This window comes from Kitasatospora sp. NA04385, assembly GCF_013364235.1.
GTDB lineage: Bacteria > Actinomycetota > Actinomycetes > Streptomycetales > Streptomycetaceae > Kitasatospora.
This window is the reverse complement of record NZ_CP054919.1, coordinates 7,183,509-7,207,053: the sequence shown is the minus strand read 5'-3', so window position 1 is coordinate 7,207,053 and position 23,545 is coordinate 7,183,509. Positions and strand designations below refer to the sequence as shown.

The window sequence follows — 23,545 nt, the reverse complement described above, 5'->3', positions numbered from 1 at the left end:
TAGGAGGCCGCGCCCCCAATGGTCTAGACCTTGCTTCGGCTCGAACGCCTGTGTCATGGTCGGGAAGCCGAACCGACCACGTCCGTCGCGACCGGCCCCCTTCCAACCTCCCCTCCGTGGAGTGGTGTTGACCGGATCTCCTTCCCTCCCCGGCCAGTCGTGCGAGGTTCCGCACGACTGGGTGGACCGCTACCTGCTGGCCGGCCCCGCCGACCAGGAGTGCCTGCGCTTCGGCGCCCCGGTGGACCGGGCCGCGCTGCGCGCGCTGGTCGCCGAGCAGGCCGAACGGCTCACCGCCGTCGGCCTGCGCCGCGGCGGCACCGCCGCACTGCGGCTGGCGCCCTCGCTCGGCTACACCGCCGCGCTGCTCGCCTGCTGGCGGCTGGGCGCCCAGGCCGTCCTGCTGGACCACCGGCTGACCGACCACGAGGTGGCGCTGGCCGTCGAACGGCTGGCCCCCCAGGTGCTGGTCGAGTCGGCGCACGGCCCGGCGGCGGCCATGCGCGGCTTCGCCGAGACCGACCCGGTGCCGGTGGCGCGGCCGGACGGCCGCCCGGCCGCGACCGGCCACGCCCTGGTGCAGCTGAGCTCCGGCTCGACCGGCCCGGCCAAGGTGATCGCCCGCACCGCCGCCGACCTGCTGCGCGAACTCGACTGCTACGCCCGGCTGGAGGCGTTCCCGAAGGCCGGCGAACGGGTCGTCCTGCTCTCCTCGGTGGTGCACGTCCTCGGCCTGGTCGGCGGGCTGCTCAACAGCCTGCACGCCCGGGTGCCGCTGACCGTCCCCGCCCGGATGACGACGGCGGGCGTGCTGGCCGCGATCGCCGAGGACGACCGGCCGACCACCGTGATCGGCGTCCCGTTCCACGCCGAGCTGCTGGCCGGCGCGGCCGCCCCGCCGCCGCTGCCGCAGCTGCGCCGGATGATCGTGGCCGGCGAGCTGGTCCGCCCCGGGCTGCCCGCCGCCTTCACCGCCCGCTACGGCGTGCCGCTGGGCACCATGTACGGGATGACCGAGCTCGGCGTCATCGCCACCGACCTCGACGGCACCCTGCACCCCGAGGCCGCGCCCGTCCACGGCGTGGACCTGCGCGAGGACGGCGGCGAGCTGCACATCGCGATGGCCGCCTCCCCGTACCCCGGCCTCACCGACCCGACCCGCTGGTCGGACGGCCGCCTGCACACCCGCGACGCCGGCCGGGTCGACCCGGTGACCGGGCGGGTCACCGTGCTCGGGCGGCGCGACTCCCAGGTCTCGATCGGCGGCCTCAAGGTCGACCTCAACGAGGTCGAGCACACCCTCGCGGCCCTGCCGGAGGTCCGCGAGGCCGTGGTGGTCTTCGCGGACGGCGCCATCGAGGCCTACCTGGCCACCGAGGGCGCCGGGACCGCCGACCGGGCGGACGCCGACCGGGCCGACGCCGTCCGCGCGGCGCTGACCCGCGAACTGGCCGCCTTCAAGCGCCCCCGGCAGCTCACCTTCCTCCCGGCGCTGCCGCGCACCGCCACCGGCAAGCTCGTCCGCGACACCGCCGTGCTGCGCGCCGCCGCCCCCTGACCGTCCCGAGACCGCACCGAACCCCGACCCCGCACGAGGAGCACACCATGCAGGAGCGCATCCGCACGTTCGTCATCGCGACGCTCGCCGAGATGAACTACGACACCGCCGAGGTCACCGGCGACACCGACCTCGGCCCCGCCGGCCTCGACCTGGAGTCGCTGGCCCTCGCCGAGCTCTCGGTCCAGGTCGAGGACGAGTTCGGGATCAAGTTCGACATGGACGAGCTGGAGACCACCGCGCTGATGACCCTCGACCAGTTCACCGCCGACGTGGCCCGCCGGGTCGCCGAGGGCGCCGCCACCGCCGGCAGCGCCGCGTGAGCACGCCCGTGCTGCCGGGCCGGGCCGAGGTCGTGCGGATGCTCGCGGCGTTCGGGCAGCGCCCCGAGAGCAGCGTGCCCGATACCCTCGGCTCGCTCGAACTCACCTGGCTGACCGCCGAGTTCGAGCAGCACTACGGCATCGAGCTGGACCTCACGGACGAGCAGTTCGCGGCCGTCCGCACGGTGGACGACGCCGTCGAGGTGCTGCGCGGGGCCGTGCTCGCCGCCAACCCCTCCCCCGGCACCGACGGGGCCGCCCGGTCATGAACAGCAGCGCACCGCCGGTCGGAGGGCCGGTGTTCACCGGCCTGGGGGTGCTCAGCGCCTTCGGCGCCGGGCTCGCCCCGCTGGCCGCCGCGACCGCCGGGACCGGGACCGGGGACGGGACCGGGGCCGGGTTCACCGAGGTGACCCGCTTCGACGTCACCCGGCGCGGCACCCGGCGGGCGGCCCTGCTGGCCGACCCGCCGCCGCTGGCCGCCGCGGTGCTCGGCGCCGTCGCCGACGCGTGCGCGCAGTCCGGGCTCCCGTCCGGCGCGCCGCTGCTGCTCGCCCTGCACAGCGACCTGCGGACCCGCGAGGTCGCCGCGGAGGTGTCGCAGGTCGCCGTCGCCCTCGGCCTGGCCGGGGTGACCCGGGTCTACACCGGCGCCTGCGTGGCCGCCGCCACCGCGGTGGCCGACGCCGCCGCGCTGGTCCGCTCCGGCCGCCACCCCCGGGTGGTGGTCGCGGCCGGGCACCTGGTGGAGCCGGGCGTCTTCGCGGCCTTCGACGCGGGCCGGGCCCTGGCCCGCGACGGCGAACTGCGGCCGTTCAGCACCGGGCGCAGCGGCACCCTGCTGGGCGACGCCGCGGCGGCCGTGGTGGTCGGGCGGCGGACGCGGCCGCCGGGCGCGGCGCCGCCCGCTGGCCCGGCTGGCCGGGTGGGGCGATCCGGCGACGCGCACCACGTGTGCCGGCCGCGGCCGGACGGTGCGGGCGTGGTCCGGGCCGTCCGGTCCGCGCTGGACCGGGCGGGGGTCGCCCCGGCCGAGGTCGGCTACGTCAACGCCAACGGCACCGGTTCGCCGATGTCCGACCTGGCCGAGGCGCGGGCGTTGCGCGAGGTGTTCGGCGGCGGGCCGGCCGGGCCGCCGGTCAGCTCCAGCAAGTCCGTGCACGGGCACGCCCTGGAGGCCTCCGCACTGCTCGAACTCGCCGTCACCATCGGCGCGTTGCAGAGCGGACGGCTGCCGGTCAACGCCGGCTGGCTGGGCCCGGACCCGGAGGTCGAACTGGACCTCGTGCTGCCCGGGCCGCGCGCGGACGCCCGTCCGCGCTACGCGCTGAGCCTCAACTCGGCGTTCGGCGGCGCCAACACCGCACTCCTGGTGGCCGCCGCGTGAACACCCTGCGCACCCTCGCCAGCGCGAGCTGGACCCCCGGCGAGCCGCCGCCCCCGCTGCCCGGCTTCTCCGCCTCGGCCTTCAACCCGCTGGTCGCGGCCGTCGCCGAGCGCTGCCTGGCCGCGCACTACGGCGAGCCCGGCGAGCCGCGCCGCACCGGCCTGCTGCTCGCCAGCGCCGGGGGCGACCGCGCCACCGCGCGGGCCATCGACACCGGCGCGGCGGGGCACCGGATGCCGCCGCTGCTGTTCTTCCAGTCCAACCCGAACGCCGTCCTGGGGCACGTCGCCGCCCGCTGGGGCCTGACCGGCCCGGTGGTCGCGATCACCCCCGTGGCGGCCGCCGCTCCCGGTGAAGTCCCGCCGGACGCACTGGAGTTGGCCGCCCTGCTGCTCGCGGACGGCGACGCCGACCAGATCCTGGTCATCGCCGCCGAACAGGCCGAACAGGCCGAGCCCGTCCAGCAGGTCGGTCCGGCCGAGCAGGCCGAGCAGGCCGAGCAGGCCGAGCAGGCCGAACAGGCCGAGCAGGCCGAACAGGCCGAGCACGCCCCGGGCGCCGACCACGCCACCGCCGTCCTGGTCACCGCCGCCTGAGCGCGCCGCCCCTTCGTCCACCCCGCCCCCTTCGTCCACCACGTCCGTACGCGTCCCCGGACGCCGCACCGCACCCGCATGGCCAGCACCATGGGAGGGATTCATCACCGTGAGCATCCGCAGCATCCGCAGTCTCCTGGCGAACGACCCGGACGTCGGCGCCGGGAACGTGCTGACCAGCAGGATCGCCCTGGGCGCCGGTCTCGACGAGCCCCGGCTGACCTTCGACACCGCGGTGGACGCCCACGCCGCCGGGGCGGCGCTCACCTTGCGCCAGGCCGACCACGCCGTCCGGGCCCGGGCCGCCGCGCTGCACGCCCTCGGGGTCGGCCGGCGCGACGTGGTGGTGGTGTACACGACGGCCGCCGCCGACCAGGTGCTGTGCTTCCTGGCGCTGGCCCGGCTCGGCGCGATCCCGGCGCTGCTCAACCCCGGGGTGGAGGGCGAGCGCGCGGCCCGCTACATCGCCCGGCTCGGCGCCGCGGGCATCCTCACCGACCCCGAGCACCGGGCCGAGCTGGCGGGGCACGACCCGGCGGCCCCGGTGCTCGCCGACGCCGCCGACCTCGGCACCGCCGACCCGGACGCGGCGCCCGCGCCCTACCGCCACCACGCGGACGACCCGGTGGCGATCACCCACTCCTCCGGCACCACCGGGATGCCCAAGGCCGTGTTGCACTCGCACGCCAGCCTGTACGCGTCGATCCGGCACCGCGCCGCGCTGCCCCGCCCGCAGGGCATCGACCGGGTGCTCAGCGCGCTGCCCGCCGCGCACGCCGCGACGCTGATCGCGGTCAACCTGGCGCTCAGCTTCGACGCCCAACTGCACCTGATCTCCCGGCAGACCGGCCCGGCGGTGCTGGAGGCGATCGAGCACTGGCGGCCGCAGAGCGTGTTCGGCTTCGCCACCACCTGGGCCGACCTGGCCCGGCAGGACCTCGCCGCCCGGGACCTCTCCTCGGTCGGCCTGTGGTGGAACACCGGCGACTGCGCGCACGAGGCGCACATCCGCCGCCTGATCGCCCAGGGCTCGCGCGAGACCGTCACCCGCGAGGGCCGCGGCCGCCTGGCGGGCTCGGTGTTCATCGACGGCCTGGGCTCCTCCGAGATGGGCCACTCGCACTTCCACATCACCCACGCCCCCGGCACCGAGAAATACGGCCGCTGCGTGGGCCGCCCGCACACCTTCGTCGACTGCGAGGTGGTCGGCCCGGACGGCGAGCCGCTCGGCCCCGGCGAGGTCGGCGAACTCGCCACCGCCTCCCCGACCCTGGCGCTCGGCTACTGGAACGACTCGGTCACCACCTACCGCACCCGGCTGCGCGGCCGCTTCCTCACCGGCGACCTGATGTACCGCGACGAGGACGGCTACTACTACCACGTCGACCGGCTGGTGGACGCGGTCGACCTCGGCGGCGGCCGACGGCTGTACACCGCGATGTCCGAGGAGCGGGTGCTGGCCGACGTCCCCGGCGTGCAGGACTGCACGGTCGTCGCGGTGAAGGACGTCGACCGGGTGGTCACCGACGTGCTGCTGCTGCTCGCGGACGGCGCCGACCCGGCCGCCGACCGCACCGCGGAGGTGCTCGCCGCGCTCGACCCGCACACCGCCGCCACCGTCCGCTCGGTCCTGGTGGTCGACGACGCGGACATCCCGCTCGGCCCGACCGGCAAGGTCCGCAAGGTCCTGCTGCGCGAGCGCCACCTCGCCGCGACGGCCCCGGCCCCGACCGCGACCGCCGCCACCGCCCCGGCGGCCGCCCGGTGAGCGGCGCCGGACGGCCCGGGGCCGTCGTCACCGGCCTGGGAATGGTCACCTCGCTGGGCCGCAAGCCCGCGGAGGTCTTCGAGGCGCTGACCTCCGGGCGCAGCGGCATCACCGCCGTACCGGAGGGCCACGTCGCGCACGGCTGGCTGTCCGCCGCCGGGATCGCCCCGGACATCGACGGCCGGGAGGTGCTGCCGCCGACCGAGACCCGCTGCGTCGACCGCTTCGCGCTGCTGGCGATGGCCGCCGCGGACGACGCGCTGGCCGACGCCGCCCTGGTGGTCGGCCGCGACGTCGACGCCCGGCGCACCGCCGTGGTGCTGGGCACCGGCGGCGGCGGCCTGGAGACCTACGAGCAGCAGGCGGGCCGCCGCCGGGAGCGCGGCCGTCCCGGGGTCAGCCCGTACCTGCTGCCCGGGATGCTCTCCAACATGGCGACCGCCCGGGTGGCGATCAAGCACGGCATCCGCGGCTTCAGCACCGCGATCGTGACGGCCTGCGCGGCCGGTGCCCAGGCGGTGGCCGAGGGGCTGCGGCTGATCCGGGCCGGCGACGCGGACGTGGTGGTGTGCGGCGGGACGGACGCCTCGCTGCACCCGACGATCATCTCCGCCTTCGCCAACGCCCGTGCGCTGTCCGTCGGTTGGGACGACCCGGCGCAGGCCTCCCGGCCGTTCGACGCCCGCCGCAACGGCTTCGTGCTGGGCGACGGCAGCGCCGTCCTGGTGCTGGAGAGCGCCGAGCACGCCGCCGCCCGCGGCGCCGCCGGGTACGCCGAACTGATCGGCTGGGGCTCCAGCACCGACGCCCACCACCCGACCATGCCCCGCCCGGACGGCTCGGGCGCCGCCGACGCCATGCGGGCCGCCCTCGCCAACGCCGGGCTGGAGCCGTCCGACATCGGCTACGTCAACGCGCACGGCACCGGCACCAAGCTCGGCGACATCGCCGAATCGGCCGCGCTGAACGCGGTGTTCGGCGCGCACCGGCCCGCCGTCAGCTCCACCAAGGGCGCCACCGGCCACCTGCTGGGCGCGGCCGGGGCGGTGGAGGCCGCCGTCACCGCGCTGGCGGTGGCCCGCGGCCTGCTCCCGCCGACCCTCAACCTGGACGAGCCCGACCCGGCCTGCGACCTGGACCACGTCCGCGGCGCCGCCCGCCCGGCCGTCCTGCGGGCCGCGCTGAGCAACGCCTTCGCGTTCGGCGGCCACAACGCCAGCCTGGTCTTCGGGCCGACGCCCACCCGCACCGCCAAGTAGGCCGTCCGGCACCGCAGTTCGCCAAACAGGCGCTCCTGCCCACCAGTTCGCCGAGCAGGCGCCCCGGCGCACCCGTTCGCCGAGCAGGCGCCCCGGCAATCCGGTCGGCCGAGTGGGCACCCCGGCAAGCCAGTTCGCCAAGTGGGCACCCCGGCCCGCCAGTTCGCCAAGGGGGCTGCCCGGCAAGGCAGTTCGCCGCCGTCAGCCCCCTCCGCTCTCCACTCCGCTTTCAGGGAGTCACGTTGTCGATCCAGACGATCACCCATGTCGAGTACCACTGCGAGGACGCCGCGCGGACCGCCGCCGAGCTGCAGACCCGCTTCGGCTTCCGGCGCGACGCCGACCAGCCCGAGTGGCAGCCCGGGATGCGGGCCGTCCACCTGCACCAGGGCACCATCCGGCTGCGGCTGCACTCCAGCGGGATCACCGACCACCCGGTGGCCCGCTACGTCGAGCGGCACGGCGAGGGCGTCGCCGTGCTGGCGCTCGGCTGCACCGACCCGCGGGCCGCACTGGAGCGGGCCGAGCGGCACGGCGCCGTGGTCCTGGACCGGGACGGCGCCCTGATCGCCGGCTTCGGCGACACCGCGCTGCGCTTCGTCGGACTGCCGGACGCCCAGGAGCCCTCCGGCGGCGAACTGCTGGACGCCCTCGACCACGTGGCGATCTGCGTCCCCGCCGGGCAGCTGGCGGAGGCCGTGCTGTTCTGCGAGGCCGCGCTCGGCATGCACCGGATCTTCGGCGAGTACATCGAGGTCGGCGAGCAGGGCATGGACTCCAGCGTGGTGCAGAGCCCCTCCGGGGACGTCACCTTCACCCTGATCGAGCCGGACACCAGCCGCCGGGCCGGCCAGATCGACACCTTCCTCGCCGACCACGACGGCGCGGGCGTCCAGCACCTGGCGCTGCGCACCGACGACATCGCCACCGCCGTCCGCACCGCCAGGTCGCACGGCGTCGAGTTCCTCTCCACCCCGGGCGCCTACTACGACGGCCTGGCCGAGCGGCTGGGCGACACCGCGATCCCGGTGGGGACGCTGCGCGAACTGGACGTCCTGGTCGACCAGGACCACGGCGGCCAGCTGTTCCAGATCTTCGCCCGCTCGACCCACCCCCGGCGGACCTTCTTCCTGGAGGTGATCGAGCGCCAGGGCGCGGGCACCTTCGGCACCGCCAACATCAAGGCGCTCTACGAGGCCGTCGAGCGCCAGCGCGCCGCCGCCTCCGCCTGACCCACCCCCGACCGCCCCCCGAGGAGGCACGCCCCGTGACCACCGCCCCCGCATTCGCCCTGACCGCGGCCGAGACCGCCCTGCTGCCCACGCCCGAGGAGGTGGCCGGCTACCGCGAGCACGGCTGGTACCTCTCCCGGAAGCTGTTCACCGACGCGGAGATCGACGCCCTCCAGGCCGCCACCGACGACTACTACGAGGGCCACCGCGACCGCACCCTCGCCGTCCGGCCGCCGAACCTGGCCGCCTGGGAGCCCGCGCACGGGCCGGTGCAGCGGCACAACGACTACGTGCACTACGAGAGCGACGCGATCGCCGCGATCCTGCGCAAGCCGCTGGTCGGCGCCGTCGCCGCGCTGCTCGCCGGCGCCGAGGAGATCCGGGTCTTCCAGTCGACCCTGATCCTCAAGCCGCCGGTGCCCGAGGAGCCCTCCAACCAGGTGCCGTGGCACTTCGACAAGCACTACTGGCACAGCTCCTCCTCGGAGGAGATGCTGACCGCCTTCATCCCCTTCCACGACTGCGGGGTGGAGAACGGCACCATCACCATGGTCGACGGCAGCAACCGCTGGGAGGAGCTCCCCTCCGCCGAGGACGCCACCCGGCACTTCGCCCGGCGCGACCGCTCCGAGCTGGAGTCGATCCTCGCCGCCAACGCCGCCCACAACGGCGCCGAGGTGCGCAAGGTCCCGGTGGTCATCCCGCGCGGGCACGTGAGCTTCCACCACTGCCGCACCTACCACGGCAGCGGCGCCAACCTGGCCGACTTCCCGCGCCGGGCGATCTCGCTGCACCTCCAGGACGGCGCCAACGAGTACCGCCACGCCACCCGCCCGGACGGCACCCTCGCCTCCTACAACCACGACGCGCTGGTGCGGCGCACCGCCGACGGCCGCCCCGACTACGCCGACCCCGAGATCTGCCCGGTGATCTGGCGGGAAGGCCGGTGACCCAGCACGACCCGGTGACCCAGCACGACCCGATGCCCCAGCACGACCCGGTCGACCCGGTCGGCCTCGGCTCGCCCGCCGGGCGCTACCGGATGCTGCGGCTGATCCGCGGCTTCGAGGAGCTGGCGCTCGGCCTGGTGAAGTCCGGGGAGATCACCGGCGGCATCCACCCGTACATCGGGCAGGAGGCGGTGGCGGTCGGCGTCTGCGCCGCGCTGCGCCCGCAGGACCGGATCACCTCCACCCACCGGGGCCACGGCCACGTGCTCGCCAAGGGCGCGGCCCCGGACCGGCTGCTGGCCGAACTCCTGGGCCGCACCGGCGGGTTGAACCGGGGCCGGGGCGGCTCGATGCACGCGGCGGACTTCTCGCTCGGCGTCCTGGGCGCCAACGGCATGGTCGGCGCGGGCGGTGCCATCGCGGTCGGCGCCGCCTGGTCGGCCCGGCAGGCCGGCGAGGACCGGGTCGCCGTCGCCTTCTTCGGCGACGGCGCGCTCAACCAGGGCGTCCTGCTGGAGTCCTTCAACCTGGCCGCGATGTGGCGGCTGCCGGTGCTGTTCGTCTGCGAGAACAACGGCTACGCCACCACGCTGCCGGCCGCCACCGCGGTGGCCGGCAGCGCCACCGGCCGGGCCGCCGCCTTCGGCATCCCCGCCGCCGAGGTGGACGGGATGGACACCGAGGCCGTCCGCGCGGCGGCCGCCGAGGCCGTCGAACGGGCCGCGTCCGGCGGCGGCCCCGGCTTCCTCGAGTGCCGCACCTACCGCTTCGAGGGGCACCACACCATGGAACGGCTGATGAAACTGCGCTACCGCACCCCGGAGGAGGTCGCCGACTGGCGCGCCCTCGACCCGCTGCCGCGCGCCGCCGCGCTCCTGCCGCCCGGCCGGGCCGGGCAGTTGGACGCCTCGGTGGCGCAACAGCTGGACGCCGCGCGGGAGTTCGCGCTCGCCTCCGAACACCCGGACCCGGCAGGGGCGTTGGAGCACCTGTACGCCGACGGGCTGCGGCCGAGGACGGGGTCCGGGGCATGAGGCTCTCCTACACCAAGGCGCTCAACCGGGCGCTCACCGACGCCCTTGCCGAGGACCCGGCGGTCTGCGTGTTCGGCGAGGACATCGGCGCCGGCATGGCCGGCCCCACCCTCAACCTGCTCGACCGCTTCGGCCCCGGCCGGATCGTCGACACCCCGCTCTCCGAGCAGGCCTTCACCTCGATGGCGATCGGCGCCGCCCTGACCGGCCGGCGGCCGGTGATCGAGTTCCAGATCCCCTCGCTGCTCTTCCTGGTCTTCGAGCAACTCGTCAACCAGGCCCACAAGTTCTCCCTGATGACCGGCGGCCAGAGCGCCGTCCCGCTGACCTGCCTGGTGCCGGGCTCCGGCTCCCGGGACGGCTGGGCCGGGCAGCACTCCGACCACCCCTACGGCCTGTTCGCGCACGCCGGGGTGAAGACCGTCGTCCCGGCCACGCCCACCGACGCCTACGGGCTGCTGCGCTCGGCGATCGCCGACCCGGACCCGGTGGTGGTGTTCGCCCCGGCCGCCGCGCTGCCGGTGCGGGAGACCGTCACCTGGGAGCTGGCGCCGGTCCCGCTCGGCTCGGCCCGGATCCACCGCGAGGGCACCGACGTCACCGTGGTCGCCGTCGGCCACCTGGTGCACGACGCGCTGGCCGTCGCCGAGGAGCTCGCGCCCGAGGTCTCCGTCGAGGTGTTCGACCCGCGCACCCTGCACCCCTTCGACTGGACGGCCCTGGCCGCCTCGCTGGAGCGCACCGGGCGCCTGGTCGTCATCGACGACTCCAACCGGAGCTGCGGCATTGGCGGGGAGGTCATCGCCACCGCGGCCGAGGGGATGCGCCTGGTCGCCCCGCCCCGGCGGATCACCCGGCCGGACGGCACCGTGCTGCCGTTCGCCCCCGGGCTCGACCGCGCCCTGCAGCCGAGCCGCGGGCAACTCCGCGACGCGATCGGCGAAGTGATGAAGCACCGGGCCCCGGTGCGCCCGCACGGCGAAGGCCCGGCCCGTTGAACCGGCCCGCCGCCCCCGGCCACCTCTCCCCCGCGCTGCGCGCCGCGCTGGCCGCGTCCACCGACGACCGGATCTTCTACGACCTGGCCGGGATCGCCCGCCGCTACGCCGCGCTGCGGGACGAACTGCCGGGCGTCGACGTCCGGTTCGCCATGAAGGCCTGCCCGGTGGACGAGGTGCTGGCCGGGCTGGCCGCGCTCGGCGCCGGGTTCGACGCCGCCAGCCCGCACGAGATCGCCCAGGCCCTGCGCACCGGCGTACCGGCCGCCCGGGTGCACTACGGCAACACCGTCAAGTCGGACCAGGGCATCGCCGAGGCGTACCGCCTGGGCATCCGGGACTTCGCCACCGACAGCCTCCCCGACGTCGCCGCGATCGCCGAACACGCCCCGGGCGCACGGGTGTTCTGCCGGCTCGCGACCAGCGGCGAGGGCGCGCTGTGGGGCCTGAGCCGCAAGTTCGGCTGCTCGGCGGCGGACGCCGTCCGGGTGCTGACCGCCGCCCGGGACGCCGGGCTGACCCCCGCCGGGCTCTCGGTGCACGTCGGCTCGCAGCAGCTGACCTCCAAGGCCTGGACGGCGGCCTTCGACCTGCTCGGCGACGTCCTGCTCGAAGCCCGGCGGCACGGCATCGAACTCGACCACGTCAACCTCGGCGGCGGCCTGCCCGCCCTCGGGTACGTCGACCGGCACGGCACCGCGCTCGCACCGCCGCTCGACGAGATCTTCCAGGCCGTCCGGGAGGGCGTCGACCGGCTGCGCCGACTGCACGGCGGCGCACTGGACTTCGTCCTGGAGCCCGGCCGCCACCTGGTCGCCGACCAGGGCGCGATCCGCACCCACGTCTACCGGCTGACCTCCCGCCAGCAGCCCGACGGCGAGCGGGAGCACTGGCTCTACCTGGGCTGCGGGAAGTTCAACGGCCTGTACGAGATGGACCAGGTGCAGTACCGGCTGCTCTTCCCGACCCACCCGGACCCGGAGTGCGTGCCCGCCGTGGTGGCGGGCCCGACCTGCGACAGCGACGACACCTTCCCGCACGGGCAGCAGTCCGGCCTGGTGCCGGTGCCCCGAACGGCGGCCTCCGGCGACCCGGTGTGGGTCCTCTCCACCGGCGCGTACGCGGTCAGCTACCTCACCCAGGGCTTCAACGGCTTCGAACCGCTGCCGTACACGGTGCTCACCGGCGGGGACGCTCAGCCGCCGGAGCCCGCCGCCCGGCAGAACAGCAGTTGCTTGGGCGAGGCGCCGGTGAACGGGGAGGAGTCGTAGTCCCCGTAGCGGTGCACGACGTCGAGGCCGGCCAGGCGGCACAGGGCGAGCAGTTCCTCCGGGAAGAAGCAGCGCATGCTGACCTTCTTGGTGCGCACCCGCTCCTCGCCGCGCAGGTAGTCGAGGGTGAAGTGCAGCACCTGGGTGGCGGCGTCGTAGCCGGTGGCGGCGCGCACCTCCAGCTCGGTGCCGTCCAGGTCGGTGACCGACTTGTGGTGGTAGGGGGTGTCGGGGAGCCGGGTGAGCTTGGCCGGGGCGGGGTTGAACACGTCCAGGAGCAGCGTGCCGCCGGGGAGCAGCGCCTCGCGGGCGGAGCCGAGGAAGGCGAGCACCGAGTCCAGGTCGTGCAGGTGCTGCATGGCGTTGGTCGCGGAGAAGACCAACGCGAAGCGGCGGTCGGTGCGGATGTCGCGGCAGTCCTGTTCGAGCCACTCGACCGGCAGGCCCTCGGCGGCGGAGCGGCGGCGGGCGAGCGCGAGCATCGAGGGCATCACGTCCAGGCCGGTGACGTCGACGCCGGCCCGGGCGATCGGCAGGGTGATCCGCCCGGTGCCGCAGGCCACCTCCAGCACCGGGCCGTCGGCCCGGACGGCCTGGTCCAGGAAGAACGGGACGTCGTGGGTGCGACCGGCGAACTCCCGGTCGTAGAAGTCGGCGTCGTCGTAGACGGCCAGGTCCTGCAGGGGTTTCATCGGACGTTCTCCGAAGCGGTTGCGGGTGCGGGTGGGGCGGGGGCGACGGGGGCGAAGGCCGGGGCGAGGCTGGTGAGGACGGAGCCGGTCCAGGGGGTGTCGCCGAAGGCGGTGGCGGGGATCGCGAGCAGGCCGTGCTCGGCCAGCAGGGCCTCGGCCGGGATGTCCACCGGGAAGAAGTAGTTGCCCGGGCTGGTGCGGGCGGCGGCGGGCACCTCCGCGAGGACGCCGGCCGGGAGCCGGGCGAAGAGCCGTTCGGCGCGGGCGGCCAGCGCGTCGGCGACCTGCCGCGGGGTGTCCGCGTGGTCGGCCAGCAGGCGCTCGGCGAGCCGGAGCCGGTCCTGGCCCGGCGGATCGCCCCGGAACGCCTCGGCCACGGCGGTGTCGTCCGGGCCGAGCAGGACGATGCCGAAGGTGCGGGGGTGCAGCCAGCCCTTGGTGGCCGAGTGCAGCAGGACCGTCCGGCCGGTCTCCAGCAGCCGCCGGGTGCCCGGCGCGAACGGGGTGCCCAGGTCGTAGACGGCGTCGATCAGCAGGCGCCGGTGCGGGGAGCCTTCCAGCCAGGCGGCCAGCCCGGCGCACTCGGCGTCGGTGAGGTGGCGGCCGAGCGGCTTGCTGGGGTTGGCCAGCAGCAGGTACTCGGGGCGGTCGTCCGGCGGGGCCTGCGGCAGGACGGGGGCGGGCAGCGTCGGGTAGGAGCCGGGGGCGAGTCCGGCGGCGCGGGCGAGTTCGAAGTAGACCGGGTACACGTCGGCGGGCAGCCACAGCCGGGCCCCGGCGGTGCGCAGGTGCCGGAACAGCAGGTCGAGGCCGTGCCGGACGCCGCCGCCGACCATCGCGCGGCGCGACCACTCCTCGGGCAGGCCGTAGCGGCGCAGCCAGGTGCGGGCCAGGTCGCACCGGTACACCGTGCGGGCGTCGTCACCGCCGCCACCGTCACCGCCGCCGCCCGGGGGCTCGGGGCGCAGCGGGGCGAGCGCCCGGTAGACGTTGGTCTCGGCGGCGTCCAGCAGGGACGGGTCGGCGGCGAGCAGTTGCTGCCGGTGCGCCTGGAACGCGTCGAACCTCATGCCGTCGCCCCTTCCTGCGCCGGGTGGACCGCTTCCGGGCCGACCGCTTCCGGGCCGACCGCTTCCGGCACGGCTTCTCGTCGCACGGCTGCGGTCGGGGGGTTCCCCGGCGGCAGGACCTCCAGCGGGAGGGCTCCCGCCGGGTGCACCTCGCTGGCCCGGTCCTCCAGGGAGGCGTAGCAGCGGCCGTCGGCCAGGACGTTCCAGCTGCGGGCGACGCCGTGGGTGCGTTCCCAGAGCAGGCTGGGCTCGGTGTAGGCGGCGATCCGCATCGGGCGGCCGTCCCAGCTGCCGTCGAGGACTGGCGCGCCCCAGGGCAGGCGGCTCGTCTGCGCGAAGCCGTGCCGCTCGGCGAAGCCGGTGACCACGGACAGCGAGACCTGGTGGTCGCGGCTCCAGCGGTTGGCGGCGTGGTCGTGGTAGAGCGACTCGGTGCTGGTGGAGACGTAGAGCTCCTTGAAGCAGACCTCCTCGATGCCGTGCGCGGCGGCCCAGGAGAGGTAGGCGGCGACGCCCTCCTCGTCGGCGACGCCGCCGTGCTGGAGCACGCAGATCAGCCGCATCCGCAGCCCGGGCCAGCGCTCGCGTCCCGCGCGCCAGGTGTCGGCGACCTCGCCGACCGGGGTGCGCAGCGCCATCAGCCGCTCGCTGGCGTCGTCGTCCTGGTGGTGCCGGGAGACGGCCAGCACGCTCAGCCCGGCGGCGGTCAGCTCGGCCAGACGGTCGGCCCGGTCGGCGGGGGCGAGCTTGGCGAGGTTGTGCGCGTTGCTGATCAGGACGGTCTTCGGGAAGGCGGCCGCGCAGGCCGCCACCAGGCGCAGCTGCTGGTCGAACGGGAGCAGGGTGGGCTCGCCGCCGCCGGTGATCACCGCCCGTTCGGCGCCCGCCGCACGGCCGCGCTCCAGCCAGGCGGCGACGGTGTCCCACGGGACCCGGGCGGGCGGCTGGTCGCTGGAGATCGAGGCCGCGGAGAAGCAGAACGAGCACTTGGCCTGGCAGGCGGCGGCCACCGGCAGGACCGAGACCGAGCGCGGCCGCAGCTCGCCGTAGGCCGCCAGGTCGGGGTTCAGCCGCAGCGAGGCGGCCATCGCGTCCTCGACGGTGGTCGGGTGCAGGACGATCCGCCCGTCCGCGTCCGGCTCGGCGGCGGGCTCGTGGACGGCCGACAGCCGGATGCGGTCCCGGCGCAGCTCCATGCCCAGGCCGGTGGCCTGGTTGGGCGCCAGGGCGTCCGGGTCGACCTCGGTCTCCAGCACCAGCAGCCGGTCGCCCGGTATCGCCAGCCGCTCCAGCAGCCGTCCGGCCTTGGCGGTTCCGATGCCCAGCTCGGCCCGGGTCAGCAGGTGGAACCTGTCCGGGAAGGTGCTCTCCGGGATGCCCGCCTTGCCGTAGGTGAGCGCGTACTTGTCGAAGCCCTTCGCGAAGTTCGACAGCACGATGACGTGGAAGCGCTGGTCGGTGCGGTTCATCGGGCCATCATGCCTCCGACCCTGCGGCCCGGGAAACGGGATTCGTGCCGCGACTTCCGGGGGGGGAGGACTCGACCGCCGCGGGCTCCGCGCGGGGCCCGCGGCGGTCGGTGCGGGTCGGCAGACTTTTCGGCAGACGTTTCAGGAGACGTTGACGTTGACGTCGTCGAGGACGAACGAGGTCTGCTTGGTGTAGTCCTCGGTGCCGGTGAACTTCAGCGTCACGCTCCGGCCGGCGTACCCGGCGAGGCTGAAGGTGCGCTGCTGGTAGCCGGTGGCGGCGTTGGTGTTGTCGTAGCGCGCGAGGGTGGTGCCGTTGGCGGTGACGGTGAGCGTGTCGAAGGCGGTGGTGGTGGAGGCGGCGCTGTCGATGTGCAGCCAGAAGCTCAGCGTGTACGCGGCGCAGCCGGTCGGGAGGGTGACCGTCTGGGAGAGGGTGTCGGTGGTGGTCGCGCCGTGGCCGTCGAGCCAGGCGTCGTAGCTGCCGGTGTGGGCGGGCTCGCCGCCACCGGAGTGGACGGTGCTGCTGCCGCCGCTGTTGGTCTCGGTCCAGCCGGCGGCGGAGCCGGTCTCGAAGCCGGGGTTGGTGATCAGCTGGGCGGCGGTGCAGCCGGTCCCGCCGCCGGTGCCGGTGCCGCTGCTGTTGGCCAGCCAGGCGGTGGCGTTCAGGGCGAGCGCGGCGTCGGTGCCGGCCGGGTCGTTCCAGCCGTCGTAGAGGGTGTTGCCGGACTGGCCGGTGCCGTCGTCGATCGGCGAGGAGTCGCCCCAGATCGCGACCCGGCCGCTGCCGAAGGCGGAGGTGACGAAGAAGGCGCCGGTGTTGCCGCTGTAGCCGGTGCGGTAGAGCAGGCCCTTGACCGAGGGGTTGTCGGCGGGCTTGAGGGTGAAGGTGGTGCCGTTGCGGATGATCGAGCCGGTGACCTTGCCGAAGGAGCCGTTCAGCACCGGGTCGGTGCTGTCGGCGATGGCGCGCGGGTTCTCGTTGGCGATGTTCAGCAGGTCGACGGAGAAGCCGAACGGGTCGGTGTTGTCGACGCCGTTGGTGGTCAGCAGGTCGTTGATGACGGCCGGGGAGTCCCAGCCGTCGTTGTTGCGGTCGCTGACGTTGTGGTCGGAGATCAGGAACAGGCCGCCGCCGTTCTGGACGAACTTCATCACCGCGGTCTTCTCGGCGTCGCTGAGCCTGACGTTGGGCTCGGGGAGCACGAACTCGTCGAAGTTGGCGAGGTCGAGCGCGCCGCCGGTGCCGTAGGTGATGGTGTTGCCGACCGGGAGGGTCTTGAGGCTGTAGTTGCCGGTCTTCTGCAGGGCGACCCCCCAGGCCGAGATGGCGCCGGTCCAGGAGGTCTCGCTACCGGGGTTGGCGTTCTGGGCGAGCGGGTCGGGCTGGCTGGTGGAGATGATCCAGTCGGCGTTGCCCGCGGTCTCGCCCTTGCTGTTGTCGAACAGCACCCGCCTGGGGGTGGTCGCGGTGGTGGTGGCCGCGGTGGTCGCAGTGGCCGCGGTGGCCGTGGTGACCGCCGAGGCGGGGTGCGGCTGGACGGTCGCGGCCGCAGCGGCGAGCAGCAGGCCGGTCGCGGCGAGGGCGGCCGGGCGGACGGCCTTCGAAGCCCTGGTCATCTGTTGATCTCCTCGTACCGTGGAAGGGAGCGGCACAGACGTGCGCTACGCGCGTAGGCGCATCGGCACGGTCCCATGGTGAGGTAAGCGGGGCTTGAACGGAACACGTCGACTCGGCGAGCCCTCCTCGGGGCCGCCGCACGGACCGCCCCGCCCTTCGGTGACGGTCCGCCAGCCGATCCGCCGTCAGGTGCCGGGCACACGGCCCCGGGAATCGCCGCGCTCTTGCCAAAAGCCCCGGGCGGCTTGTTTGGTGGAGGTCCGATCCGGCCGATGGGCCGCCGGTCGCGGAGGGGGACGGATGCGCGCGCGGGAGCTCGGGTACGCGGTGTCGGACGGACCGGCGATCTCGTTCGCCGCCACCGCGCAAGCGGTCGCGGAGAGGCGGAGCGATCGCTGGAGACGTCGCGTCCTCCTGGCCTGCTATCCGGTCCTCGCCGCGGCGGCCGCGTGGCTGGGATTCGAAACGGGACCGGAAAAGGGGATCATCGCTTTCCTGCTGGCGGGCTTTCTCCCTCCCCTGCTGCTGGGCGCCCGCTCCGTCGGGGAGAGGTACAAGCGCAGGACGCTTCTGGAGAACGGCCCGTGGCAGGTCTGGCCGGTGCGGATGGAGTTGTACGCGGGGAACCCGTACGGCCCCAGGCGCGTGGTCCTGCTCCGCCCGGACGGCAGTGCGGAGCGGGCGTTCAAGGCGAAGGTGCCGGAGTCGGTGTGGCTCGGGTACACGGACGGGCTGGGTCTGCTGTGGTTCTGCGGGGACCTGCGGTTCGGCGGGGTCATGGCGGCCCCGGGGGGCTCCGCGCCGTGGTCCGCGGAGGTGATCGAGGAGGAGGCCCGCGAGAGCGGACGGCCCGGCGAGGAGTCGGTCGTCGACGAACTGGCCCGGGAGGCCATGCGGTCCGTTTTCCGGGAGTGGCTGGCCTGACGCCGGTCCGGGAGGCGTCGGTTCCGTCAGCACGCCCCCGGGAAAGGGGGTGGGGTGCCCGCCGCGGCGCTCAGGCGTCGTCCGCGGCGGGCACCCCGTGGGGCGGGCCGGTCCACCAACCGGCCGCCCCGGTCAGGGGGGCGGGTTCACTGCGCGGTCAGGCGGAAGGACTGGGCCGAGCCGCCGGTGCAGGACCACTGCTGGAGGCGGGCGCCGTCGGCGGTGGAGACGTCGGTGACGTCCAGGCACTTGCCGCTGTTGCGGTTGACCAGCGTCCAGTTGCCGTCGGAGCGCTGGACGGGCTTGAACTGCTGGTTGGCGCCGGAGGACCACTGCCAGGTCTGGATCTTGGCCCCGTCGGTGGTGGCGGCGCCGGTGACGTCGAGCACCTGGGCGCCGGCGGCGGCGTTGCGGTTGGTGATCCGGTAGTAACCGCTGTCGGTGGGGGTGAACTGCCACTGCTGGTTGGCGCCGGTGCCGCAGGCCCACTGCTGGACGGCGGTGCCGTTGGCGGTGCCCCAGGCGGTGTCGTCCACGCACTTGCCGGAGTTGGCGTTGGCCAGGGTGTACCAGGCCGCGGTGTCGATGCCGCCGCTCGGCGGGGTGGTGCCGCCGCCGGTGGGGGCGCCGGGCCAGGTGAAGGTGGCGACCGCGCCGGCCGGGAGGTCGTAGACCAGGGAGCGGCCGCCGTCGCTGATCGAGAAGTGCTGGGAGCCGCCGGTGGCGTTGAGCACCACGGCGCCGCGCGAGCCGTCCGGGTTCAGGAAGGCGACGTCCTGCAGGCCGCCGCTGCCCTGGCTGGTGGAGCCGATCCGGTGGGCGCCGGGCTTGACGAACTTCGAGACGTGGCCGAGCGCGTAGTACTCGGCGTTCTTGCTGTACGTGCCGTTCGCGATCTCCAGCACGCCGTTGCAGTTGGTGGAGCAGTTGCCGTACTGCGGGCCGCCGTTGGCGTCCAGGGCGACGTTCCACAGCACGGCGGTGCGGCCCCCGCTGCGCAGGTTGCGGATGATCAGGTTCTCGGTCTGCCACTTCAGCGTGTTGCTGAAGGTCTGCGCCGGGGTGGCCGAGTCGGTGCCGGTGCACTCGGTGAAGAACACCGCCTTCCCGGTGTTCGCGACCTGCTGCTCGGCCTCGGGCTGGCCGCCGTAGCAGTGGAACGCGGCGCCCTTGAGCCGGGCCACCGAGGCGTCCTGGGAGAGCACGCCCAGCGGGAAGGAGGTGTCGTCCCAGTTGTGGTCGTACGCGTAGAGGTCGGTGGACAGGCCGGCCGCGGTCAGCTTGCCGTCCAGCACCTTGATGAAGTCGGCCTGTTGGGCGGCCGTCATCCCGGTGGAGGGGTAAGTGGTCTGGAACTTGGGCTCGTTGGCCACCGTCAGGTCGCTGATCGGGGCGCCCGCCGCGCCGTACGCCTGGATCGCCTTGACCAGGTAGTCGGCGAAGTCCCCGTAGTTCTCCGGCTTCAGGCTGCCGCCGTTGAGTGAGTTCGAGGTCTTCATCCAGGCGGGCGGCGACCACGGGGTGCCCATGATCCGGATGTTCGGGTTGACCGCCCGGGCCTGGTTGATCGCGGGCAGGATCTCCTGCTGGTCGCGGGCGATGGAGAACGAGCCCCTGGTGTCCTCGTACGAGTAGAACGGCAGGTGCGAGACGAAGTCGGAGGCACCGAGCGGCTGGCGCAGGTAGTTCAGGCCGATGCCGCTGCCGGCGGTGGAGAACAGGTCGTTCATCAGGGCGGCCCGGGTGCCGGCGGACAGGCCGGCCACCAGGTGGGCGGAGGACTCGGTGAACGCGGCGCCGAAGCCGACCAGCGGCTGCTGCACGTCGGAGGCGTTGACGGCGATGTCCTGCGCCTGCGGGGTGGTGGCGGAGAACGGGACGGCGGCGGCCTGGGCGAGACGGCTGGTGCCGTCGGCGGTGGTGATCCAGACCTGGGCGGTGGTGTCGGCGGCCTGGGCGGCCGTTCCGCCGGCGGTGGCGAGACCGGCGGCGGCCAGGGCGAGGGCCACGGCGAGGCGGGCGGGGCGGTGCGGTCCGGACATGGGACTGCTCCTCGTGGGGGGGTGGGGTGGGATGCTGCGCGGTGGTGCGCACGGAACGTCGGGTGTTCCGCGAACCGGAGGGGTGGCGGGGGTCAGCGGTAGAGGCGGACGTCCGCGAGGCTCCACCAGTTGGGCGCGGCGGCGGTGGCGGTGATCCGCAGGTAGCGGGCCCGGGTGTCGCGCGGCAGGTCGACGGTGGTGAGCTGGCCGGTGCCGGCGCCGGCGGCGAGGGGGCGCCAGCGGGTGCCGTCGTCGCTCGCCTCGATCCGCCAACCGCGGGCGTAGTCGCCGAGGTTGTCGCCGCTGTCGAGGGCGACCCGGTCGAAGGCGGTGCGCCGTCCCAGGTCGATCCGCAGGTACTGGCCGGGGGCCTGGGCCGCGCCGCTGGACCACCGGGTGGAGGCGTCCGCGTCGATCGCCGCGCGGGCGTCGGCGGCGGCCGGCCCGGCGGTGGCGGTGGCGCCGGTGAGCGGGACCTCGCGCCGGTCGGCCTTCGGCGCACCGGCCCCGGGCCAGCTGAAGGTGGCCAGCGCGCCGCCGGGCAGGGTGTACTCGAAGCTCTGGCCGCCGACCGCGACGGCGAAGTCGCGCGGGGCGTCGTTCTCGTTGTGCACCACCAGCACGGTCGACCCGTCCGGGTCGGTGAACGCGACGTCGGTCAGCTGCCCGTTCCAGCCCGGCGTGCCGAAGTTGGTGCTGGCGATCCGGACGGCGCCGGGGCGGACGAACTTCGACAGGTGGCCGATGGTGTAGTACTCGGCGCCGGTGGTGACGCTGTGGTCGTCGTGCACGGTCAGCAGGGCGGTGCAGGTGCCGCAGCCGCCGTTGTGCGGGCCGTCGTGCTCGTCCAGCGCGATGTTCCAGTTGAGCACGGACTCGGCCCAGTTGCGGGTCGCGCCGACGGTCAGGTTGCGAGCGTGCCAGGTCAGCGTCCCGCGGAAGGTCTGCGCGACGGTGTCGTCCGGCCCGTGCGAGCCGGAGCACTCGGTGAACCAGATGCCCTTGTCGGGGTGCGCGTCGTGCAGCGCGCTCTGCGCGGACGGGTCGCCCGCGTAGCAGTGGTAGGCGGTGCCGGCCAGCCACTTGGCGGCGTCGCTGTCCAGCAGCCGGTACGGGTAGTCGGTCTCCGGGTCCTCGCCGGGCGGGGTGTTGCGGACGTCGTCGGGGTGGGTGACCCAGTTGTGGTCGTAGCCGAGGATCTTCGTGCGCGGGCTGGCCTTCCTCAGCAGCGGCCCGAGCGCCTCGATCACCTTCTCCTCCTGCTCGGCGGTCAGGTCGGTGCCCGGGTACGCGTTGGGCTTGCGGTTCTGCGGCTCGTTCTGCACCGTCAGGTAGTCGACCGGGACGCCCGCCGCCGCGTACGCCTGCACGAACTTCACCAGGTAGCGGGCGTACGCGTCGTAGACCGCCGGGTCGTCCTTGAGCTTGCCCTCCAGCAGCGAGTCACCGGTCTTCATCCAGGCGGGCGGGCTCCACGGCGTCGCCACCACCTTCAACTCCGGGTTGAGGCGCCTGGCTCGGCGCAGCAGCGGGAGGATCTGCCGCTCGTCGTGGGCGATCGAGAAGCGGCTCAGTGCGAAGTCGCTCTGCCCGGCCGGGACGTCGTCGTAGGTGTAGTGCTCGGCGGCGGCCGTGAAGTCGGAGGAGCCGATCGGCTGGCGGACCATGCTGATGCCGATCCCGCCCGCGGGGTCGAAGAGCCGGCGCAGCGCGGCGTCCCGGTCGGTCGGGGGCAGGGTGCTCAGCACGGCGGCGGAGGAGTCGGTGATCGAAGCACCGAAGCCGTCCATCCGCTGGAAGGTCTGCGTCGGGTCGACGGTGATGGTGGTGCGGGCGGACGCCCCCGGGTGGAACGCCACCGAGGGGCGCTGGTGCAGCAGTTCGGCGCCGTCCGGGGTGGTGACCCAGACCCGGACCTCGGCCGGTCGGGTCGGCCGGTGCGCCGGGGCGGGGGCCGCGCCGGTCAGGCCCAGGACCACGGCCGCGGCCGTGGCGGTGCCGAGCACGCGTCGGTACATCGGATTCCCTTCGCCTTGCCTTCATGAAACAAAATGAAACGTTTCTGACATCTGTGCGTGCGTTCAGGAAACGGCACCAGCTTTCCCCCTGTCAAGATTCCTGCACGCCTTGGGAATTGGGAGTTGTATGATCGCTTCCATGAAACGAAACGATGAAACACATGGGTAGGCCGAAGTCGACCCGGGTCACCGTCCGGGAGATCGCGGCCGCCGCCGGGGTCTCCCCCGCGACCGTCTCCCGCGTCCTGACCGGGCAGGCCGCCGTCGCCGAGGAGACCCGGGCCGCCGTCCGCGCCGCGATGGAACGGCTCGGCTCCCCCGGGGCCGCCGCACCCCGGCGGACGGCCCGGCCGGGTGCGGTGTTCGTCCGCTGCCCCTACCTGCTCACCGACTACTTCGGCACCATCGTCACCGCCGTCGCCGAGGCGCTCGACCGGCACGGCCGGGAGCTGATCCTCAGCGCGGGCAGCAGCGCCCAGCACAACGGGGCGCTGGCCGCGCTGCCCCGCCGCCGCGACCTCGCCGGGGCGCTGCTGGTGCTGCCCGTCGAGGAGAGCACCGAACTCGAACGGCTGCGCCGCGAGGAACTCCCGTTCGTCGTCGTCGACCCCCGCACGCCCGTCCCCCGGGACATCGCCGCCGTCTCCGCGTCGCACTTCACCGGCGCCCGCAACCTCACCGCCCACCTGGTCGGGCTCGGCCACCGCCGGATCGGCTTCATCAACGGCCCCGCCGACTGGCTCGCCTCCACCTCCCGCTTCGCCGGCCACACCTCGGCGCTCGCGCAGGCCGGCGTCCTCATCCCCCCGGAGCTCGTCACCCACATCGAACCCACCAGCGACTGGGGCCACACCGCGGCCGCCCGCCTCCTCGACCTGCCACGGCCCCCCACCGCGCTGGTCGCCTTCAACGACAAGGCCGCCATCGGCGCCCTGCGCGCCGCCCACGAACGCGGCCTGCGCGTCCCCGCCGACCTCTCCCTCGTCGGCTTCGACGACGACTACCTCAGCCGCACCTCCATCCCCACCCTCACCACCGTCCGCCAGCCCCTGGAGGAACTCGGCGGCCTCGCCGTCAGCCTGCTGCTGCGCCTGATCGAGGGCACCGCGGTCGAAGCCCTGCACGTCGAACTCGCCACCGAGCTCATCGTCCGCGACTCCACCGGACCGGTGCCGGACGCCACCGCGTGAGGATGCCCCGCGGGCGGGCCACGGGCGGACCGCGGGCGGACCGCGGGGAGCGGACGGGGCGCAGCGGGCCCGGGAGGAGGGCATCGGGCCCGGGCCGCCGGGCGGCTGACGGACCGTCAGGAAGGCCGGGGTGTTTGCGGAAC

At 74.6% G+C, this 23,545-nt stretch carries 20 protein-coding genes; 14 read left to right on the top strand and 6 right to left on the bottom strand.

Going from position 1 to position 23,545, the window contains the following annotated elements; translation table 11 throughout:
• Nucleotides 1-124 precede the first annotated feature (124 nt).
• The 12 genes from HUT16_RS31825 to HUT16_RS31770 all read left to right on the top strand — a co-directional run bounded on the left by HUT16_RS31825 (nt 125) and on the right by HUT16_RS31770 (nt 12,376).
• Entirely contained in the window at nt 125-1,558 is a 1,434-nt protein-coding gene (locus HUT16_RS31825) for a class I adenylate-forming enzyme family protein (RefSeq protein ID WP_254898399.1), read from the top strand.
• Nucleotides 1,559-1,605: 47 nt separating this feature from the next.
• On the top strand, nt 1,606-1,881 hold the full coding sequence (locus HUT16_RS31820) for an acyl carrier protein (protein ID WP_176191477.1): 276 nt from the start codon (nt 1,606-1,608) through the stop codon (nt 1,879-1,881).
• Nucleotides 1,878-2,150, top strand: coding sequence for an acyl carrier protein (locus HUT16_RS31815; RefSeq protein ID WP_217712125.1), 273 nt, complete (start codon nt 1,878-1,880; stop codon nt 2,148-2,150). The genes HUT16_RS31820 and HUT16_RS31815 overlap by 4 nt, the downstream gene beginning before the upstream one ends.
• Nucleotides 2,147-3,268, top strand: a complete 1,122-nt coding sequence (locus tag HUT16_RS31810) for a beta-ketoacyl synthase N-terminal-like domain-containing protein (RefSeq protein WP_176191476.1) — start codon at nt 2,147-2,149, stop codon at nt 3,266-3,268. The genes HUT16_RS31815 and HUT16_RS31810 overlap by 4 nt, the downstream gene beginning before the upstream one ends.
• On the top strand, nt 3,265-3,864 hold the full coding sequence (locus tag HUT16_RS37460; RefSeq protein WP_217712124.1) for a beta-ketoacyl synthase N-terminal-like domain-containing protein: 600 nt from the start codon (nt 3,265-3,267) through the stop codon (nt 3,862-3,864). Before HUT16_RS31810 ends, HUT16_RS37460 begins: the two co-directional genes overlap by 4 nt.
• A 109-nt stretch (nt 3,865-3,973) precedes the next feature.
• Nucleotides 3,974-5,632 (top strand): class I adenylate-forming enzyme family protein, encoded by a 1,659-nt coding sequence (locus HUT16_RS31800; RefSeq protein WP_176191475.1) that lies wholly within the window; start codon nt 3,974-3,976, stop codon nt 5,630-5,632.
• Complete coding sequence (locus HUT16_RS31795) at nt 5,629-6,891, top strand: beta-ketoacyl-[acyl-carrier-protein] synthase family protein (protein ID WP_176191474.1); 1,263 nt, start codon at nt 5,629-5,631, stop codon at nt 6,889-6,891. The genes HUT16_RS31800 and HUT16_RS31795 overlap by 4 nt, the downstream gene beginning before the upstream one ends.
• A 242-nt stretch (nt 6,892-7,133) precedes the next feature.
• Nucleotides 7,134-8,123, top strand: a complete 990-nt coding sequence (gene hppD / locus HUT16_RS31790) for a 4-hydroxyphenylpyruvate dioxygenase (protein WP_176191473.1) — start codon at nt 7,134-7,136, stop codon at nt 8,121-8,123.
• 35 nt (nt 8,124-8,158) lie between these two features.
• Nucleotides 8,159-9,073 (top strand): phytanoyl-CoA dioxygenase family protein, encoded by a 915-nt coding sequence (locus tag HUT16_RS31785; RefSeq protein ID WP_176191472.1) that lies wholly within the window; start codon nt 8,159-8,161, stop codon nt 9,071-9,073.
• Nucleotides 9,070-10,107, top strand: coding sequence for a thiamine pyrophosphate-dependent dehydrogenase E1 component subunit alpha (locus tag HUT16_RS31780; protein WP_254898077.1), 1,038 nt, complete (start codon nt 9,070-9,072; stop codon nt 10,105-10,107). Before HUT16_RS31785 ends, HUT16_RS31780 begins: the two co-directional genes overlap by 4 nt.
• Entirely contained in the window at nt 10,104-11,105 is a 1,002-nt protein-coding gene (locus tag HUT16_RS31775) for an alpha-ketoacid dehydrogenase subunit beta (protein ID WP_176191471.1), read from the top strand. The genes HUT16_RS31780 and HUT16_RS31775 overlap by 4 nt, the downstream gene beginning before the upstream one ends.
• Nucleotides 11,102-12,376 carry a type III PLP-dependent enzyme gene (locus tag HUT16_RS31770; RefSeq protein WP_176191470.1) on the top strand — a complete coding sequence of 425 codons (1,275 nt, stop codon included), beginning with the start codon at nt 11,102-11,104 and terminating at the stop codon, nt 12,374-12,376. The genes HUT16_RS31775 and HUT16_RS31770 overlap by 4 nt, the downstream gene beginning before the upstream one ends.
• Here the strand turns inward: HUT16_RS31770 and HUT16_RS31765 are convergent.
• From HUT16_RS31765 to HUT16_RS31750, 4 genes are all read right to left on the bottom strand, one after another.
• Nucleotides 12,301-13,068 carry a bifunctional 2-polyprenyl-6-hydroxyphenol methylase/3-demethylubiquinol 3-O-methyltransferase UbiG gene (locus HUT16_RS31765; RefSeq protein ID WP_176191469.1) on the bottom strand — a complete coding sequence of 256 codons (768 nt, stop codon included), beginning with the start codon at nt 13,066-13,068 and terminating at the stop codon, nt 12,301-12,303. The genes HUT16_RS31770 and HUT16_RS31765 overlap by 76 nt on opposite strands.
• A complete protein-coding gene (locus HUT16_RS31760) occupies nt 13,065-14,138 on the bottom strand; it encodes an aminotransferase class I/II-fold pyridoxal phosphate-dependent enzyme (RefSeq protein WP_176191468.1) in 1,074 nt (357 codons plus the stop codon). The genes HUT16_RS31765 and HUT16_RS31760 overlap by 4 nt, the downstream gene beginning before the upstream one ends.
• Nucleotides 14,135-15,607, bottom strand: a complete 1,473-nt coding sequence (locus HUT16_RS31755; RefSeq protein WP_176191467.1) for a radical SAM protein — start codon at nt 15,605-15,607, stop codon at nt 14,135-14,137. The genes HUT16_RS31760 and HUT16_RS31755 overlap by 4 nt, the downstream gene beginning before the upstream one ends.
• 141 nt (nt 15,608-15,748) lie before the next feature.
• Nucleotides 15,749-17,227, bottom strand: coding sequence for a hydrolase (locus HUT16_RS31750; RefSeq protein WP_176191466.1), 1,479 nt, complete (start codon nt 17,225-17,227; stop codon nt 15,749-15,751).
• A gap of 301 nt (nt 17,228-17,528) precedes the next feature.
• On the opposite strand from HUT16_RS31750, the gene HUT16_RS31745 reads away from it, so the two are divergent.
• The gene (locus tag HUT16_RS31745) at nt 17,529-18,152 is read left to right on the top strand and encodes a hypothetical protein (protein WP_176191465.1); all 624 of its coding nucleotides are present in this window, start codon (nt 17,529-17,531) and stop codon (nt 18,150-18,152) included.
• Nucleotides 18,153-18,298: 146 nt separating this feature from the next.
• Here the strand turns inward: HUT16_RS31745 and HUT16_RS31740 are convergent, their stop codons facing one another.
• Both HUT16_RS31740 and HUT16_RS31735 read right to left on the bottom strand, forming a co-directional pair.
• Nucleotides 18,299-20,194, bottom strand: coding sequence for an RICIN domain-containing protein (locus HUT16_RS31740; protein ID WP_176191464.1), 1,896 nt, complete (start codon nt 20,192-20,194; stop codon nt 18,299-18,301).
• A gap of 92 nt (nt 20,195-20,286) precedes the next feature.
• The gene (locus HUT16_RS31735) at nt 20,287-22,212 is read right to left on the bottom strand and encodes a discoidin domain-containing protein (protein ID WP_176191463.1); all 1,926 of its coding nucleotides are present in this window, start codon (nt 22,210-22,212) and stop codon (nt 20,287-20,289) included.
• A gap of 161 nt (nt 22,213-22,373) precedes the next feature.
• On the opposite strand from HUT16_RS31735, the gene HUT16_RS31730 reads away from it, so the two are divergent.
• Nucleotides 22,374-23,402: a LacI family DNA-binding transcriptional regulator gene (locus tag HUT16_RS31730; protein WP_176191462.1), complete on the top strand. Its 1,029-nt coding sequence runs from the start codon at nt 22,374-22,376 to the stop codon at nt 23,400-23,402.
• The last annotated feature ends 143 nt before the right edge of the window (nt 23,403-23,545 follow it).

What these genes read in the sequence shown, in the direction of transcription:
- HUT16_RS31775 (WP_176191471.1), top strand. Translation starts at nt 10,104, where the DNA reads ATGAGGCTCTCCTACACCAAGGCGCTCAACCGGGCGCTCACCGACGCC.
- HUT16_RS31730 (WP_176191462.1), top strand. Translation starts at nt 22,374, where the DNA reads ATGGGTAGGCCGAAGTCGACCCGGGTCACCGTCCGGGAGATCGCGGCC.
- HUT16_RS31820 (WP_176191477.1), top strand. Translation starts at nt 1,606, where the DNA reads ATGCAGGAGCGCATCCGCACGTTCGTCATCGCGACGCTCGCCGAGATG.
- HUT16_RS31745 (WP_176191465.1), top strand. Translation starts at nt 17,529, where the DNA reads ATGCGCGCGCGGGAGCTCGGGTACGCGGTGTCGGACGGACCGGCGATC.
- HUT16_RS31735 (WP_176191463.1), bottom strand. Translation starts at nt 22,212, where the DNA reads ATGTACCGACGCGTGCTCGGCACCGCCACGGCCGCGGCCGTGGTCCTG.
- HUT16_RS31755 (WP_176191467.1), bottom strand. Translation starts at nt 15,607, where the DNA reads ATGAACCGCACCGACCAGCGCTTCCACGTCATCGTGCTGTCGAACTTC.
- HUT16_RS31760 (WP_176191468.1), bottom strand. Translation starts at nt 14,138, where the DNA reads ATGAGGTTCGACGCGTTCCAGGCGCACCGGCAGCAACTGCTCGCCGCC.
- HUT16_RS31740 (WP_176191464.1), bottom strand. Translation starts at nt 20,194, where the DNA reads ATGTCCGGACCGCACCGCCCCGCCCGCCTCGCCGTGGCCCTCGCCCTG.
- HUT16_RS31750 (WP_176191466.1), bottom strand. Translation starts at nt 17,227, where the DNA reads ATGACCAGGGCTTCGAAGGCCGTCCGCCCGGCCGCCCTCGCCGCGACC.
- HUT16_RS31810 (WP_176191476.1), top strand. Translation starts at nt 2,147, where the DNA reads ATGAACAGCAGCGCACCGCCGGTCGGAGGGCCGGTGTTCACCGGCCTG.
- HUT16_RS31765 (WP_176191469.1), bottom strand. Translation starts at nt 13,068, where the DNA reads ATGAAACCCCTGCAGGACCTGGCCGTCTACGACGACGCCGACTTCTAC.